Here is a 16,985-nt window from a genome sequence, read left to right on the forward strand (position 1 = left end):
GCAACCACGTGGTTACCGTGCACGGAGCAGCTGGTGATCCGCTGCCCATCATCCGGTGGCGGTCCCGCAAGTTCGACGACATTCTCACTTTATGCATCCATTTGATTACTTCATGTACGTTTTTTGACTCTCCAACCTCTTGTTGATTACGGAGAGCCTGCAACCATCACTAGGAGTAGTCGATGGGAAGGAAGTCTCATGCGCAAGCACCACACGAGGTGGGTCGCGCTGGTCGGCGCCGCCACGATCGCGTCGTCGGGGTTGGTCGGACTCCCAGGAGCGGTGGCCGACGAGAAGGACACACGGACGCAGAGCTGGCCGGTGGTGAGCCAGAGCGTCTCCTCGTACAGCCTTGACGGCTACGAGATCGGTTATCTGCCCGACGGTCTGGAGGGGCACGGGATCAACGCCTCCTCCATCACGGACCGGATGGGCAACAGGCAGTCGCAGTTGTCCTGGATCCAGGGACCCGACCAGCTGTTCGGCCGGGTGGCCGTACTGCGCTCGGAGCGCTTCCAGCAGCTCGACGACCTTCGCGCGGTCCGGTACGGCCACCTGTCCGAGGGGACGCTGCAACGCCTGGCCCGTGGAGAGGCCCTGAGGAGCGAGGCCTACCTGTCCCGGGAGACCGGCGACCTGTTCTGGCTGGAGGAGCCGGGCGTGGCCGTGGCCATGCACCTACAGCCGGACCGGTGGGGCAGCGGCGAGCTGGTCCGGATGGCGGAGTCCCTGACCCCGCTGAAGCCCGCGGCCGAGGAGGAGCCCGCCCAGCAGGGGCCCGCGGAGGAGGTCGGCGGATCCGCCGATGAGGAGGACTCGGCCAAGGAGCCCGGAACCGAGGCGCCCGCGAAGGGCGCCGGTCCCGTCGACGGGGTCGCGGACGGCGCTCCGGCGGACGCCGTGGGCACCGCCCCCGTCGGACGTCCCGCGAGCCCTCGGCCGTCCGACGTCCCGCAGGCCCCGGAGTCCCCCGGCGCCTCCGAGGCCCCCGCCGAACAGGGCGAGGGCAGCGCTCCCGAGGAGGCCGTGGAGGAGGCCCCGGCGGAGGCCGAGGCTCCGGCCGAGCGGGGCGAGGCCGTCAGGGTCCGACAGATCAAGGAGTGCGTCACCGACCGGTTCGTGAACTTCGAGACCGGGGAGACCACCATGGGCCGGGTCGAGATGACCCCGTCCAGCGTGCGGTTCACCGAGCAGGTCCTGACCGGGGAGCAGCTCGGCGCCGGGGAGCAGCTCGGCGCCGCCGAGCTCGACCGCCTGCTGGCCACCGTCTGGTACTACGGCGACGAAGGCGACAAGACCAGCGCCGTCGACGAGTGCGCCCGGAACCTGGAGCTGGCGCACACCGAGGTGGAGAGGGTCATCTCCGACCTCTCCCCACTGATCGCCGAGCTCGTCCGGGAGGCCGAACAGCACGCGGGCGAGAACGCGGACGGCGTGTCGCACCCGCCGGAGAAGGGCGGTCCCGCCCCGGCCGTCGAGCCGATCGGCGCCGAGGAGTGGTTGGAGCTGTGGGAGTCCCTGCCGTGGAGCTTCCCGGCCGAGACCTCCTGAGGGCCGAGTAGCCTGCTGAGCCGAACCGACCCGGGGCTGGACACCGATGCCATCCCCGGGTTCCTCTTGTGAGGGACCCGGTGAGAGACAGGACCGGGGCCGAACCGGACATGGGGCCGCTCACGGGACAACTCATGATGTACCGTCGCCTCAGGTCCGCGCCCGGGTGACCACAGTCACCCCCATCCGGCTGCCGCCCCCACCCGGGGCACCCCGGCCCGGACCGCGCGACGGCGCCCCCGCCGCCCCCACACCTGAGGAGGACCCGCTCAGATGCCCGGTTTCACCACCCGCCCCCAACTCCGCGGCGATTTCGGTATGGTCGCCTCCACCCACTGGCTGGCCAGCGCCACCGGCATGTCCCTGCTAGAACGCGGCGGCAACGCCTTCGACGCCGCGGTCGGGGCCGGCTTCACCCTCCAGGTGGTCGAACCCCACCTCAACGGACCCGGCGGCGAGGTTCCCGTCGTCTTCCAGTCCGCTGGGAGCGTCCCCCGGGTCCTGTGCGGCCAGGGCGTCTCCCCCGCCGCCGCGACCGTCGACGCCTACGCGGGCATGGACCGTATCCCGGGCAGCGGTGTGCTCGCCGCCACCGTCCCCGGCTCCTTCGACGCCTGGATGCTGCTCCTGCGCGACCACGGCACCATGACCGTCCGCGACGTGCTCGACCACGCCATCGGTCTGGCCGAGCGCGGCTACCCCGTCCTGGAGCGGATCGCCGCCGTCGTCGAGACCCTCACCCCCGTCTTCTCGCGGTACTGGTCCGGATCCGCCGCCGTCTACCTCCCCCACGGCACCGCTCCCAGGCCCGGCTCCCGACTGCGCAACCCCGCCCTGGCGGCCACCTACCGGCGTGTCGTCGTCGAGGCCGAGGGCGCCGGAGGCGACCGCGAGGAGCAGATCGAGGCCGCGCGTCGTGCCTGGTCCCAGGGTTTCGTCGCCGAGTCCGTCGGGGAGTTCCTGTCCTCTCCCGTTCCCGACGGCTCCGGAGAACCCCAGCGCGCCCTGCTCACCGCCCAGGACATGGCCGACTGGAACGCCTCCTACGAGGACACGGCCAGCGTCTCCCACGGCTCCCACACCGTGCACAAGACCGGCCCCTGGGGACAGGGCCCCACCATGCTCCAGCAGCTGCGTGTCGCCGAGGCGCTGGGCACCGGCGACGGCGTCCTCGACGGGGTCAGCGCCGACTTCGTACACCGGGTGACCGAGGCCGCCAAGCTCGCCTTCGCCGACCGCGAGGCCTGGTACGGCGACCCCGACTTCGTCGACGTCCCCCTCAAGGAGCTGCTCAGCGCCGACTACACCGCCCGCCGCGCCGCCCTGGTCGACGGGGCCCGTGCCAGCATGGAACAGCGCCCGGGCCGCGTCGGCACGCGCGTCCCCTTCGAACCGCCGCTGTACGTGCCGGGTCAGATCCCCGCGGACCGCACCACCGGTGAGCCCACGGTGCGCGACGCGTCCGGTTCCAGCCCCGCCGACCTGCGCGGGGACACCTGCCACGTGGACGTCGTGGACGCCCAGGGCAACATGGTCTCGGCCACGCCCAGCGGCGGCTGGCTCAGCAGCTCCCCGGTCATCCCCTCACTCGGCTTCCCTCTGGGCACCCGGGCCCAGATGTTCTGGCTCGACCCGTCCTCGCCCAACGCGCTGGCGCCCCGCAAGCGTCCCCGCACCACCCTGTCCCCCACCCTGGTCACCCGTGAGGACGGCCAGGCGGTCCTGGCGATCGGCACGCCGGGCGGCGACCAGCAGGACCAGTGGACGTTCACCGCCCTGCTGCGCATCCTCAACGGGGTGGACGACCTCCAGGAGGCCCTGGACACACCGATGTTCCACACCACCGCCTTCCCCAGCTCCTTCCACCCCCGGGAGACGGTTCCGGGCGGCCTGGTCGTGGAGCCGCGCGTGGGCGAGGAGGCCATCGGTGAGCTGCGCCGACGCGGGCACCGGGTGGATGTCGTCCAGGACTGGACGCTGGGGCGCCTGGCCGCCGTCGCCCGCGACCCGGAGTCCGGTGAGCTGCGCGCCGCCGCCGACGCACGGGGTGTACAGGGGTACGCGGCCGGGCGTTGACCACCACTGACCTGGAAGAAGACGGAACAGTACGGAAACCGGCGCGGTGTTGGACAGGATGATCGCCATGGAAGGATTGAGAGCGCTTACCTGCCTTGATCCGAGCTCTTGCCAAATCGCCCGGTCACTGCTTATGTAGACTCTGTGCGACGGCACTCCGGGAGAGCTCCCGAACGCGTTCCGTCAGAACTCAATACCACACATCAGGGTTCGTACGCTGTCTCCCCCTCCCTCAGCGGCGGCCCTGTTCCCCCTCCTAACCGAGGCCTGCCTTCCCCTCCCGGCTGGGTTTTTCGGACAAGGAGAAACGGGTGGGCCGTGGAGCCACCGGCGCGGTGACTCCACGGCCCACCCTCTTTGCTCCCGGTCGCCTCGGCCCCTCGGTGCCGCCGCCCCGCTCCGGCCGGGGCGTGCCGAACGCGAAGGGAGCGCCCCGGCCGGCGCGGTGGCCGGAAGGGGCGGTGAAGAGGGCCGGGCCTCAGGTGTTGACGCGCACGGCTCCCGCGTAGTCGCCGGTCCGTACCGGGGTGACACGCACGTCCAGCCCGGTCCGCGGCGCCTCCAGCATCATGCCCTCGCCCAGGTAGATGGCCACGTGCGAGATGTAGTCGGGCGCGGTGGGGTCCGTACGCCAGAACAGCAGGTCGCCGCGCTGGATGTCGTCGAAGGCCACACGCTGTCCGGCGTTCCACTGGTCGTGGGTCACTCGGGGGATGGACACACCCGCCTCGCGGAAGGCCCACTGGAGCAGGCCCGAGCAGTCGAACCCGACGTTCGGGGTGGTGCCGCCCCAGACATAGGGGACACCGATCTGGCTCTCCGCGTTGGCGATGACCTGGTCGACCACCGAGGAGGGCACGGCCTCGCCGGCGGCCAGGGGTTCGGGAGCGTCCGCGACGAGCTGGAGGGAGGCGTCATCGCCGAGAGCCTCGGCAAGGGCCTCGTGCAGCTCCTGGAGGTCGGCGTCGGAGGCGGAGACCACCAGGGCGTTGCCCCTGGGCATGCCCAGCTCCGCCGCGCGCTGGCGCGAGACCAGCGCGTCGATCCCGGCGATGCCGGAAGTGGCGTGCGTCCACACCTCCAGGGGGACCTCGCCGTGGCCGCCCGCCACGGCGACCTCGCTGCCGACCTTCAGGTCCCGCTCGGTGCCGGCGTCGTTGGACAGCGCGATGTGGCCCTCGGCCACGCCCTGCCAGATCTCGTCGGACTCGGCGGAGGGCTCGGGGGCGTGGTTGCGGAAGGTGGAGGGGTTCACGCCCAGCACCGAGGTGGGCTCGCCGTCGATCTCCACTCGGGCGGCGTCGACGGTCAGGACGCTCTCGACACCGTCGATCCTGCGGACCGCCGCGACGGCCTCCGGGGACAGGCCGCGGGGGGCGGCGGCGAAGTACTCGATGCTGCGCGCCTTGCGGAAGGGGGCCACGTAGGCGTCGCGCCGGAGTTCGGAGACGTCGGAGACGTCGGGGGACTGACCGGTGGTCTTCTCACCCCGCTGACGGGGGTCGGTGCCGCTGGAGGGGTCGGGGACGGTCTGTTCGCTGATGGGAGGGCGGTCATCGACCACCGGGTCCGCCCAGGCGGGGGCGGCCCCGAGCGCGGTGAAGGCGACCGCGAAGGCCGCCGTGGTACCCACACACGTTCTCAAACGGCTCCGCACGGGGGGATCTCACCTTTCTGTGAGCCGTCCGGGGCGGGGGAACCCCTGCGACGTACGGCCTGTCGATAACTTGTCCGCGTCCAAGAATGGGCGCACCCGGGCGACTTTGCAAGAAGTCCACGCCGTCCGATACCAGACGTCCATTTCGCAGTCATTCAACCGTTGGTGAGAAATGCGTAGTTCTGGGTGACTACTGGGGACAGGGGGAAGCGTACCGGGGTGTCCCCGAAGAGGACGGCACGGGTCTGGGCCTCGGCTTCGGCGATCGCGCGCACCGTCTCCCCGGCGAGGTCGGCGGGCACGTGCAGAACGACCTCGTCGTGGACGAAGAAGACGATCCCGGCGCCCTCAGGCATGTTCGGCAGGCGCTGGCGCAGTGCGGCGAGCAGGACCAGGGCCCATTCGGCGGCGGTGGCCTGGACCACGAAGTTGCGGGTGAAACGCCCGTGGGCGCGGCGGCGGCGCTCGTGGTCGGGACCGGAGCCGGTGGTGGCCCACGCTCCGGGGGAGGGCGAGGTGCGGCCCAGCCAGGAGCGGACGATGCCGCCGCCCTCGCCCGTGCGCGCGGCGGAGTCCACGTAGTCCAGGGCGCGCGGGTAGAGGCGGCGCATGGTGGCCAGCAGGGGCGCGGCGTCACCGGAGGTCTGGCCGTACATGGCCGCGAGCATGCCGATCTTGGCGCGTTCGCGGTCGCCGCCCACGTGTACCGCCAGGCGGGCGTACAGGTCCTCCTCCGCGGCCGCTTCGGCGAGGGCCCCGTCCCCGGAGACCACGGCGAGCACGCGGGGCTCGATCTGTCCCGCGTCGGCACGGACCAGGACCCAGCCGGGATCGGCCTGGACGGCCCGCCGGACCGATTTGGGGATCTGGAGGGCGCCACCGCCCCGGGTGGCCCAGCGGCCGGAGACGACTCCGCCTGCCACGTAGTCGGGCCGGAAGCGGCCCAGGCGTCGGCCGTCGGTTCCGGGACGCTCACGCACCCAGGTCTCCAGCCACGCCCAGCCGTTGGCCGAGTGCAGGCGGGCCAGCTCCTTGTAGCGCAGGAGGAGCGGGACGACGGGGTGGTCGACCCCCTCCAGGACCCAGGAGCGGGTGGACTCGACGGGGTGGCCGATCCACGCCATCGCCCTGAGGATCTGCGCGGGCGAGTCGGGGTTGACCTCGCGGCCGACGGCCTCACTGATGCGTGTGACGAGGTCGGCGAGCACCTGCGGACGTTGTCCGGACGGTGGCCGGGGGCCGAGGAGTTCGGTGAGGATCTCGTCGTGGACGTCGGGACGCCAGGGCAGGCCGTCGTGGCTCATCTCCGCGGCGGCGAGTCCGCCGGCTGACTCCACGGCCGCGAGCAGGCGCATGCGTCCGGGTTCGGGGAGTTCGGCGACACGGCGAAGCTGGTCGGTGTGGACCTCGGCCAGGGCGGCGATCCGGTCGGTGCCCGGGGGGAGGGTGGAGCGGTCCGCCTCGAAGAGGGCGGGCTGGGCGGTGGTGCCCTCCCCGAGGGGGCGGGCGGGGTCGTCGGGGACGGGGAGCCCGTGCAGACGGGCCCAGGCGGCTCCCAGGGAGGAGGCCTCGCCGTGGCGGGCGTGGTGGCCCAGGAGCAGGGCCTCGGTCAGGGCGGTGTCGTGGCAGCGCGAGACCCTCACCCCGGCGCGGACGAGGTCGGGGTAGACGTCCTCGCCGGCCGACCACACCCATCGGGGCGGTTCGGGACGGGCGTGCTCGGCCTCGCGTACCGCGGCGGCGAGGTCGGCCACGCGGCGGACCGGGCCGGGGCTCTCGTCCAGTTCCTGGAGCCAGCCGCCGCCCTCGCCGTCGGAGGCCACCGCGATCCGCAACATGTGCCCAGTATGTTCCCCACCACCGACAGGACGGCTCACACACGCCATGGGGAGGGGCGGAGCGGAGCCCCGAAGAGGAACGGGCACTCCCTACCGGGCGCCGGGGCGGACCACGTTGGCCAGTTCCTCCCCGGCTGCCCAGCGGGCGAGTTGGGCGTCCAGGAAGGCCCGGGCGCGCGGGTAGAACGCGGCCGCCCCGCCCGCGACGTGCGGGGTGACGAACACACCGGGGGCGCTCCACAGCTGGTGGTCCTCCGGCAGGGGCTCGGGGTCGGTGACATCGAGCGCGGCCCGCACGCGGCCGTTCTCGGCCAGCAGGGCGCGGGTGTCCAGTACCGGTCCGCGGCCCACGTTCACCACGAGCGCGTCGTCGCGCAGCAAGGCGAGCTCGGGGGCGCCGAACAGGCCGCGGGTGAGCTCGGTGAGCGGGGTGACCAGCACGACGATGTCGGTTTCGGGCAGCAGGGCGTGCAGTTCGTCGATGCCGTGCACGTCCGTGCGGGCTCGGCTGGCCACGCGCACGACCTCGGTCTCGAAGGGCCGCAGGCGGCTCTCGATGGCCTGGCCGATGCTGCCGTAACCGACGATCATCACTCGGCAGTCGGCCAGGGAGCGCAGCTGGGCCGTGTCCCACCGGTGCTCCTTCTGCGCGATCGCCCACCGGGGCAGGTCCCGCTGGGCGGCCAGGATGAGCGAGAGGGCGTGCTCGGCGGTACTGGCGTCGTGGAGCCCGCGCCCGTTGCACAGGGTCACGCGCTCCGGTACCAGCGGGAGCACGTGCTCGTACCCGGCGGAGAGGAGCTGGACCACCTTCAGGGACGGCATCCGCGCGATCATGTCGAGTCGCTCGTCGGCGCTCTGGGTGGAGGGGGTGTAGGGCACCTGGTAGAAGGCCACCTCGTCCAGGCCGCTGGCGGGAGCGGGCCCTCCGGGGTAGAGGTCCGCCTTCAGGGAGTCCGGGGCGTTGTCCCTGTTCTGCTCCCACTGCACCAGCGCTCGGCCGCCCATTTGCCGCTTCCTTCCCCTCGGTCCGTCTCAGGCGCCACCCTAGCGGGACGCCCCGACGGCGATGATCTTGCCCGTACCGGCATTGTCGGCGGGGTGGTTCCTAGTGTCTGTTGCAACGTTCCCGGTCACCGCACGAGCGAACGGCCCAGCTCCGGGTTCACCCCGCTGCGCGGGCCAGCTCGTAGCAGGCGATGGCAGCCGCGGCGGTGACGTTGAGGGAGTCGACCTCGCGGTCGGCCATGGGGATGTGCACCCGGGCGGTGGCCCGCTCCAGCCAGCGGGAGGACAGGCCGTCGCCCTCGGTCCCGAGCAGGAGCCCGACCCGGTCATCGGGGCCGAGAGCGGCCATGGCGTCGCGCATGGGCAGGGAGCCCTCGCCGGGGGTGAGCGCCATGAGGTGGAACCCGGCCTCGCGCAGGGTGTCCAGACCGCCGTGCCAATCGTCCATGCGGGTGTACGGGAGGGTGAACACCGCCCCCATGGACACCTTGACCGCCCGCCGGTAGAGGGGATCGGCACAGCGGGGCGCGAGCACGATCGCGTCCACCCCCAGTCCGGCCGCGCTGCGGAAGATGGCGCCCACGTTGGTGTGGTCCACCAGGTCCTCCAGGACGACGATGGTGCGCGCTCCGGCCAGGACGTCCCCGAGCGGGGGCAGAGCCCGGCGGTGGAAGGCGGCCAGCGCGCCGCGGTGCAGGTTGAAGCCGACGAGCCGCTGGGCGGTGTCCTCGCTGACCACGTACAGCGGCGCGTCGGAGGCGGCGACCACGTCGTCGAGGGCCTCGGCACGGCGCTCGGTGAGCAGGAAGCTGCGAGGCGCGAACCCGGCCGCGACGGCCCGACGGATCACCTTGTCACCCTCGGCCATGAACAGTCCGTGCTCGGCTTCCAGGTGGCGGCGCAGGTTCACGTCGCGCAGGCGTGTGTAGTCGGCCAGGCGCGGGTCCGCGGGGTCACTGACCTTGATGACGTCCATGGAGGACGATTATCCCCCGTCCGGAAGGTGCGGGAGTCAGCTGATCTGGTCGGTGAGCGGGCGCAGGCGCTGCCAGCGCGCCTCCTCGCAGGAGCCCTTACGGGTGAGGGTCGTATCGATCTCCTGGCCTTCCCAGGTGCCCACGATGGTGGCCTCCTGGGGGCCGTACACCTCGTCGGTGCACACGGTTCCGTCACGCACCTCGGTGAACAGCTGGTCGCCGCCCGGGTCCGCGGCCTCCGTCGGATCGGCGTCCTCGTCGTCGACCGGTCCGCCGGCTCCCTCGTGGAACTCCTCGGCGGCCTGTGCCAGTTCGGCGCAGACGGCGGAGTCCTCCTCCAGGTCCCCGGTGCATATCAGTGTCTGCACCCAGGCCCGGCCGCGATCGCTCACCTGGATCTGTAGGTGCCCGACCGGCCCCTTCTCCCCGACCTCCTCGGCCTCCTCCGTGTCCGGGCCCACCTGGGTGTTCATCGCGGTGGCGGTCTGCACGTCCTGCGGCGGCATCATCGAGGGACCGACGATCACCCCGTAGGCGGCCGCCCCGACACAGCAGGCGCCGGCGAGCAGAACGGTGCCGAGCGTGCCGCGGCTCCGGTGGTCACGATGAGATGGGGACATGCCAAAAACCCTCGGGGGTCGGTGTTACGGGGCGTCAGCCGGGGAATGGAGGCCGGGTGCGGACGCGGAGGCAACAGCCTAGCGGGGAGCCCCGGGCGCTCCCCGATGTGCACCGTAACAAAGCGATCACTCCGTTCAGGCCGCCAGGAACCGCTCCGCGGGGCGGGGACAGCCCTTCCGCTGGCGCGTTACCAACGAGTAAGGTCCTGCACAGGAACCGTTCGCGCCTCATGATGTGGTGGTTCACCCTCCACTTCGTGTGACACCGCCGGGCGCGTGTCGGTTCTCGCCTTCCCTGCCGCGTGTGCGGGATATCACTCTTCGAGGCCACCCCGTGCACCACCGGCTTCCGGGCGGCCACCGGACGGAAGCCGGACACAGATACGCCCCCCGGAGTGCCCGTGTCCAGTGGACGCCACCGACTCGCCTCACCGACCGCCACGACCACCCGCAGGACGCTCGGGTCACCACTGGGCATCACCGCGGCCGTCGTCGCGCTCGTCGCCGTCGCCGCGGTCGCGGTTCCAGTCGGCCTGGACGTGTTCGACTGCGGCGAGACCCGGTACCTGCGCGTGTCGGCGACCCAGAGCCTGGCGCCCGTGCTGCGCGAGGCCGCCAACGAGTTCAACGACGACCATCCCGGCTACGGCGACGAGTGCGTGTACGCGCAGGTGGACGAGATCGCGCCGCACCGCATCATGACCGCCCTGTCCGGCGGCCGTTCCGGGGACTCCACCATCGCGCCGCACGTGTGGGTGCCCGAGTCCTCGGCCTGGGTCGAGCTGGCCCGTGTTTCGGAGGGCGGTACGCACGGCATCGGGACCGACCCGCCGTCCCTGGCCAGCTCACCGGTGGTACTGGCCGCCCCGGAGGGCACCGAGGGCATGCCGGCCCCCGACGACACCAGCTGGACGCTGGTCCTGCCCGGCGAACGCGAGCCCGAGCGCCCGCTGGTCATGGTCGACCCCAACCGCGGCGTCGACGGCATGACCGTCATGCACGCCGTCCGGCGCCACCTGGGCAGCGGCGACGAGGCCGACACCGCCATGACCGACTTCGTCCGCGACGTGCAGCTCGACAGCGCGTTCGGCGAGATCGACCTCGGCACCTTCCACACCGGCTCGGCCGCCGCCGAGGAGCGTGTCGACCCGGTGGTCGTCGTCCCCGAGCAGGCCGTGGTGTCCTACAACGGCAGCCGCGCCCCGTCCGCGCCCCGGCTCGACGCCCACTACCCCGTGGAGGGCACCGTCAGCCTCGACTACCCCTACGTCACCACCACCGACGTGGCCTCGCTGCGGTCGGCCGCAGCCGACCTGCACGAGGTACTGCGCCAGGACTCCTACCGCTCACGCCTGCGGGAGCTGGGCTTTCGCGATCCCAACGGCACCGCGTCACCGTCCCTCGCCGACCAGCCCGGCCTGATCGCCGAGGAGCCGCCCACCCACGGGGACCTGACGGGGGACGCCCTGCTGGCGTCGGTCACCGACTGGAACCGGCTGTCGATGCCCAGCCGCACCCTGGTGCTCGCCGACACCTCCGCGAACATGGCGGAGGACCTCGACGGAGACCGGACCCGGATGGAGGTCGCCCAGCAGGCGGCGCTCACGGGTCTGACGCTGTTCCCCGACAAGACCGACATGGGCCTGTGGCTGATGTCGGACGAGTACGACGGGAGCGGCCGCGACGAGGCGGCGGACATGCACCAGCTGGGCGCGACCGACGGGGACGGAGAGGCCACCCGCAGGCAGGAGCTCGTCGACGTGGCCGAGGAGATCGGAGTACGGGGCGGCGGCTCCCGCCTGTACGACAACATCCTGGCCGCCTACGACGAGGTGCGGGACGACTACCACGAGGACAAGATCAACAGCGTCATCCTGCTCACCGCCGGACAGGACGAGGGATCCAGCGACATCTCCCACGAGGAGCTGGTGGCGGCGTTGCAGGACCGCTTCGACCCCCAGCGTCCGGTCAGCACGTTCATCATCGCCTTCGGTGCCCAGGCGGAGGAGGACGAGCTGCGCCAGATCGCGGCGGCCACCAGCGGATCGCTGTTCGTGACCGAGGATCCCGACGAGATCGGCGACATCTTCCTCAGCTCGATCTCGCGGCGGCTGTGTGTGCCCGAGTGCGACAACTAGGTTGGCCGGACCAGCTCCGACCCCGACGCGGGACGGTCTCGATTGGATATCAGAATCAAATTTCGGTCCGGCTACTTCTGAAAAGCAGGAACGCCCGGAACAGACCAAATTTCCCGAGGTAACCGGCGCTGTGCTCAGGTTCGCCTCGGCACCCCTCCGGTTTCGCCGACGCATGTCCGGTTCACCCGGCATTCTCTCAGCATGAACCGTTGAGTACCGTTTCCCACCAGTAACACGTGTGGTCGGTCCGCCCCCGGACCAGTGCGCGCGGCTCTCCCGCGCCACCCGCCCCGCACCAACACATCCCCCCTGTACGACACCCGTCCGTACACCACCCCGTGAGGAAAGCTGTGGGACGTCACCGCGGAAGATACGCAGAAGAACCCTCCCGCCGTACCAATCGCCGCCGCGGCCGCGGCGGCGCCTTCGCCGCCCTCGCCGCGGCACTGGTGATCGTGCTCGGCCTGGCCGCGGGGGGCGTCTACATGTTCGGCCAGTCCGACGGCTGCGGCGGCTCCGACATCCCGCTGGACGTCGCGGTCAGCCCCGAACTGGCCCCGGCCCTGGACGATGTCGCCTCGGGCTTCAACGCCGAGGAACACCAGGTGGACGGGCGCTGCGTGCACGTGAACGTGCGCCAGGTCGACTCCGCCAACGTCGCCTTCGGCATCACCGGCTCGGGGGCCACCATGGGCGACACCGAATCCGACGTGTGGATCCCGGACTCCTCGATGTGGCCGCGCCTGGTGCAGAGCCAGGCGGGCGACGCCGTCGTCACCGAGACCGGAACCTCCGTGGCCCGCTCGCCGCTGGTCCTGTCCGAGCTCGCCGAGTTCGCCGACGAGGGCGGGGATCCCGGCACATGGCAGGACCTCATCCCCACCTCCGCGCCCGGGGAGGAGCCCGGCCACGCCGTCCGCGTGGTCGATCCCGCGCGCAGCGCCACCGGCCTGGGCACCCTCCACCTGCTGCATGACGCGTTGGAGGAGTCCACCCCCGACGCCGAGACCTTCAACACGTACATGACCGCCGCGCTACAGTCCCTGCACCAGGGCGCGTCCTCCGACGAGGACGCCGCCTTCCTCGCCCTCAGCGGCGGCGGCGCCGACGCCCCTCCGATGATGGTGATGTCGGAGCAGGCCGTGTGGCGCTACAACTCCGCGCACGCGGACGCCACCGCCCAGGCCAGTTACCTGGAGGGCGACACCTACTACCTCGACTACCCCTACCTCGTGCGCAGCGAGGAGAGCGACATCACCCGTGCCGCCGAGGAGTTTCGCGCGGAGGTACGCGGCGACGACGCCCGGGCACGCCTCCTCGAACAGGGCTTCCGCGGCCCCGAGGGCGAGATCGACACGTCCGTGCTCACCGAGGAGGTCGGCTTCACGAAGGAGGCGCCCACCGAGTCGCCCACTCCGTCCGACAGCTCGATCAACGATCTGATCCGCTCCTGGAACCAGCTCAAGATGGACTCCCGGGTGCTCTCGATCGTGGACATCTCCGGATCGATGATGGCCGAGGTGCCCGGAACCGGCATGACCCGCATGCAGGTGACCAGCGCAGCCGCCACGGAGGGGCTGCAAATGTTCACGCCCAGCTCGGAGCTGGGTCTGTGGGAGTTCTCCACCAACGTCAACGACGACCTGCACTACCAGGAGATCACGCCGATCCGCGAGCTCCAGGCGACCACTGACGACGGCACCGCGCACAGAGAGGCCATGACGAACGCGCTGGCCTCGCTCCAACCGTTGCCCCAGGGCGACACGGCGCTCTACGAGACCTACCTGGCCGCCTACCAGGAGATGTCGAGCACCTACCGGTCGGACCGGACCAACGTCATCCTCATGCTCACCGACGGGGACAACGACAACCCCGGCGGCCTGGAGCTGGACGAGCTGCTGTCCCAGATCAACGACATGGCGAGCCCGTCCCGGCCGATCCCGATCATCACGATCGCGTTCGGACCGGACGTGCAGAACCTGGAGCCGCTCCAGGAGATCGCCGCGGCCACCGGCGGCGCCGCCTACATGACGGAGGACCCCACCGAGATCGGTGACATCTTCCTCCAGGCGTTCTCCCTGCGGATCTCCGAGGAGGACCCCGAGTAGGAGACGGTTCCCCAGCGGCGTCCGGGCCGTGGCGCGTGGCGCCGCGGCCCGGACCCGTGCCGGGGCGCGGTCGCCGCGGCTCCTCCCCCTCCGCGCGCGACGCCGCCGTGCCGGGCGCCGGCCTCCCACCGCGCGGACACGGCGTGTCCGCGGTACGGAGCGCCGGACGGAACTGGGGGTGACATGTCCCTGTCCTTCGGCGGAGGGGCTATGGACTTCTCCCCCGTGTTGGCGTACTCAGAGAGGGACCGGGGACCGTTCCGGCGACCGCCCCCGCCGGAGCGCCGTGCGTTCGGGGAACGGGACCCGCACCTTCGGGCCTCCTCGCGCGCCGGGCCCGACACACGACGACCGGATTGGGGAAGGCCATGGCGGAGGCGTGGATGCCCGGCATCGAGAGGCTCGATGGCGCGAGCGCCCGGACACCCCCCGGGATCGGCGCCCCGCGCGCCGTGTGGACGGTGACGGAGTCGGACCCCGGGGCCTGGTCCGCGCGTGAGGAGGCCCGGCGGCTGGTGGACGAGGGGGCCACGACGCACCTGGTCTGGAACCCGCTGACCGGTGACGTGGTCCAGACCCTGGCGGCCACCCGTCGCGGGCGGCTGGCGCTGGGCAGCACCCACCAGTACGAGCTGCACCTCGACCACGGGCACGAGGGACGGGTGTGCCTGGTGGTAACGGTGGTCTCCTCCCGGGAAGCGCCCTTCACCGACGGCCCGATGCGTGGACTGGCCCCGATCCTGGAGTGGCTGGACTCGTGGGGGGTGGAGCGGACCTGGCCCGCGGGCCTTCCTGGCGGGGAAGGGGGGAGGGCCGCGGAAGCGGCGCGCCTGTGGTCCCGCGGCGGCCACTTCGGCCACGACCAGGTGCCGGGATCCTTCGCCAAGGGTCCGGGAAGGCTGGACACCGCCCGTTTGCTGGCCGCCGGCTCCTCCGGGGACGGAGCTCCCCACGGTCCGCGTGTCCGTTCGGAGCCACGACCCTGAGCGATCACGTGAGTACGGTACAACAAGAGAAAAAAGCCACGAATCTTGCGAACAGGATGAATCGGGCACCGCTGGTTCATCGCCGACCCGCAACCCCTTAGTCTGTCGCCCATGGGTGGATCTATCGAGCCGGGTTGGTACGCGGACCCGCAGGGCGACGCGCAGACGCTCAGATGGTGGAACGGCGACGAGTGGACACGGCACACCCGTTCCCTGAGCGAACTCCAAGGCGGTACGGGCGACTCCGAGGACGAGGAGGCCGCCACCACTTATCTGGGCGGCTCCGGACAGAGGGCCTCCCCCTCCGACGAGGACGAGGCCGGCACGGTACGCCTGGGATCCTCCTCGATGCCCGAGCCGATCGACGACGAACCCAGCACCGTGCGCATCAACCCCTCATGGGCACAGGGCTCCCCCCAGCAGGACACAACCCCGCCGTCCCCCCAGGCCCCCCAGGCCCCCATCGACGACGAACCCAGCACCATGCGCATCAACCCCTCGTGGGCGCAGGGCTCCGCCGAGGACGAGGAACCCACCGCCGACCTGAGCGGTACGGGCGCCACCACGCGGGTCGACCCGGCCGACGTCCCGGACCGCCGGGGACCGGCCGCCGACGCGGACGATACGGGCGCGACCATGCGGGTCAGCCCCTCCGTCCTGCCCGGAGACGGCGAGGACGAGGAGCCCACCGCCGACCTCAGCGGCGACGAGCTCCCCACCGCGGACCTGACCGGTGACGGCACCGGCGGGGACGCACCGCGCACGGCCGTGTTCGAGCCCTCGGGCGGCGGGGCCCCCGGCACCGCGGTCTTCGACCCCAACGACCCGGCGCTCCCGGGCAACGGCGCTCCCAGCACCGCGGTCTTCGACCCCAACGACCCGGCGCTCCCGGGCGGTACGGGCGAAGGGGACGACAAGAGGGGCGGCAAGTTCAACAAGTTCCTCGGCAACCTCAAGGAGGGGTGGGCCGACCTGTCCGAGGAGCGCAAGGAACAGCGCCGCCAGGCTGAGGAGGAGGCCGCCAAGCGCCGCGAGGAGGAGCGCCTGCGCAAGGAGGCCGAACTCCAGGAAGAGGCCAAGCGCCGCGCCGAGGAACAGGCCCGGAATCCGGCCGGGCAGGCTCAGAGCGCCGCCGCCGACGCTCCGGGCGAGGCCGACCCGGGTGCCCCATGGACCCCTCCCGGGTCCGGACAGCAGTCCTCCGGGCCGGAGGCTCCCGGGCAGCAGGCTTCGGGGCCGCACGCCCCCGGGCAGGAGAACCCCGGACAGCAGCCCTCCGGCGGCCAGGCGCCCGCCCAGCAGCCTCCCGGTGCTCAGCCTCCCGGCGTGCAGCCCTCCGGGCCGCAGCACGGGCACCCCGCCCCGCCCGCGGCCCCCTCCGGGCCCCAGCGGGAGGCGTTCTCACCCCAGCGGCAGCCAGGACCGCAGCGTCCGCCGTCCGGCCCCCAGCCGGGCTACCAGCAGCCCCCGCCGTACCAGCCCCCACCGCACCAGCAGGGCGGTTACCCGCCGCCCGGGTATCCGTCCCCGCAGCAGATGGGCCGCCCGAACACGCCGGCTCGTCCGCCGCAGGGCCCGCACGGGCCGCCTCCGCAGCAGATGGGACGCCCCGGTCCGCCGCCGGGGTTCCCGCCGACCCCCGGTCCGATGGCCGGCGGTCCGGGCGGCCCCGGCGGGCAGCCGCCGATGGGTGGGTACCCCGGCGGCCCCCAGCACCCCCAGTGGGGACCGCCTGGGCCGGGGGGCCAGCACCCCGGCGGGCATCCCCCGGGCGGGCAGCCCTACCAGCGGCGTCCCCCAGAGCAGCCCAAGAAGAAGCGCAGGGGATGCGGCTGCGGCTGTTTCTTCCTCATCCTGATCGTGCTCGTGGGCGTGCTGCTGGCCTACCTCCAGTTCTGGGACGTGTGGGACTGGATGTACGACATCTTCAACGTGGGTGAGCCGCCCGGCGTCTCGGACGACTGGGTCTGGGACTGACCCGAACCCCGAGGGGCGGTCGGACAGCGGTCCGGCCGCCCCTTCGCCA

General features: G+C 72.0%; 11 protein-coding genes. 6 read left to right on the forward strand and 5 right to left on the reverse strand.

What is annotated here, in order from left to right; all coding sequences use genetic code 11:
* The first annotated feature begins 198 nt into the window (after nt 1-198).
* Both AC0T5L_RS06995 and AC0T5L_RS07000 read left to right on the forward strand, forming a co-directional pair.
* On the forward strand, nt 199-1,551 hold the full coding sequence (locus AC0T5L_RS06995) for a hypothetical protein (RefSeq protein WP_476164559.1): 1,353 nt from the start codon (nt 199-201) through the stop codon (nt 1,549-1,551).
* Nucleotides 1,552-1,824: 273 nt separating this feature from the next.
* The gene (locus tag AC0T5L_RS07000) at nt 1,825-3,627 is read left to right on the forward strand and encodes a gamma-glutamyltransferase family protein (RefSeq protein ID WP_476164560.1); all 1,803 of its coding nucleotides are present in this window, start codon (nt 1,825-1,827) and stop codon (nt 3,625-3,627) included.
* A 478-nt stretch (nt 3,628-4,105) separates the two neighbouring features.
* On the opposite strand, the gene AC0T5L_RS07005 is transcribed toward AC0T5L_RS07000, so the two are convergent.
* From AC0T5L_RS07005 to AC0T5L_RS07025, 5 genes are all read right to left on the reverse strand, one after another.
* Nucleotides 4,106-5,284, reverse strand: a complete 1,179-nt coding sequence (locus AC0T5L_RS07005) for a C40 family peptidase (RefSeq protein WP_476164561.1) — start codon at nt 5,282-5,284, stop codon at nt 4,106-4,108.
* A gap of 155 nt (nt 5,285-5,439) precedes the next feature.
* Nucleotides 5,440-7,119: a bifunctional 3'-5' exonuclease/DNA polymerase gene (locus tag AC0T5L_RS07010; RefSeq protein ID WP_476164676.1), complete on the reverse strand. Its 1,680-nt coding sequence runs from the start codon at nt 7,117-7,119 to the stop codon at nt 5,440-5,442.
* 93 nt (nt 7,120-7,212) lie between these two features.
* Nucleotides 7,213-8,130, reverse strand: coding sequence for a 2-hydroxyacid dehydrogenase (locus AC0T5L_RS07015; protein ID WP_476164562.1), 918 nt, complete (start codon nt 8,128-8,130; stop codon nt 7,213-7,215).
* Between the two features lie 157 nt (nt 8,131-8,287).
* Nucleotides 8,288-9,106 carry a TrmH family RNA methyltransferase gene (locus AC0T5L_RS07020; RefSeq protein ID WP_476164563.1) on the reverse strand — a complete coding sequence of 273 codons (819 nt, stop codon included), beginning with the start codon at nt 9,104-9,106 and terminating at the stop codon, nt 8,288-8,290.
* A gap of 36 nt (nt 9,107-9,142) precedes the next feature.
* Nucleotides 9,143-9,727, reverse strand: a complete 585-nt coding sequence (locus tag AC0T5L_RS07025) for a hypothetical protein (RefSeq protein WP_476164564.1) — start codon at nt 9,725-9,727, stop codon at nt 9,143-9,145.
* Between the two features lie 401 nt (nt 9,728-10,128).
* Here AC0T5L_RS07025 and AC0T5L_RS07030 point away from each other — a divergent pair, with 401 nt between their 5' ends.
* From AC0T5L_RS07030 to AC0T5L_RS07045, 4 genes are all read left to right on the forward strand, one after another.
* The gene (locus AC0T5L_RS07030) at nt 10,129-11,865 is read left to right on the forward strand and encodes a substrate-binding domain-containing protein (RefSeq protein ID WP_476164565.1); all 1,737 of its coding nucleotides are present in this window, start codon (nt 10,129-10,131) and stop codon (nt 11,863-11,865) included.
* Between the two features lie 350 nt (nt 11,866-12,215).
* Nucleotides 12,216-13,973 carry a substrate-binding and VWA domain-containing protein gene (locus tag AC0T5L_RS07035; protein ID WP_476164566.1) on the forward strand — a complete coding sequence of 586 codons (1,758 nt, stop codon included), beginning with the start codon at nt 12,216-12,218 and terminating at the stop codon, nt 13,971-13,973.
* 368 nt (nt 13,974-14,341) lie between these two features.
* A complete protein-coding gene (locus AC0T5L_RS07040; protein ID WP_476164567.1) occupies nt 14,342-14,959 on the forward strand; it encodes a hypothetical protein in 618 nt (205 codons plus the stop codon).
* 111 nt (nt 14,960-15,070) lie between these two features.
* Entirely contained in the window at nt 15,071-16,936 is a 1,866-nt protein-coding gene (locus AC0T5L_RS07045) for a DUF2510 domain-containing protein (RefSeq protein ID WP_476164568.1), read from the forward strand.
* Nucleotides 16,937-16,985 lie beyond the last annotated feature (49 nt).

It is taken from the genome of Nocardiopsis sp. TRM 82005 (assembly GCF_056312425.1).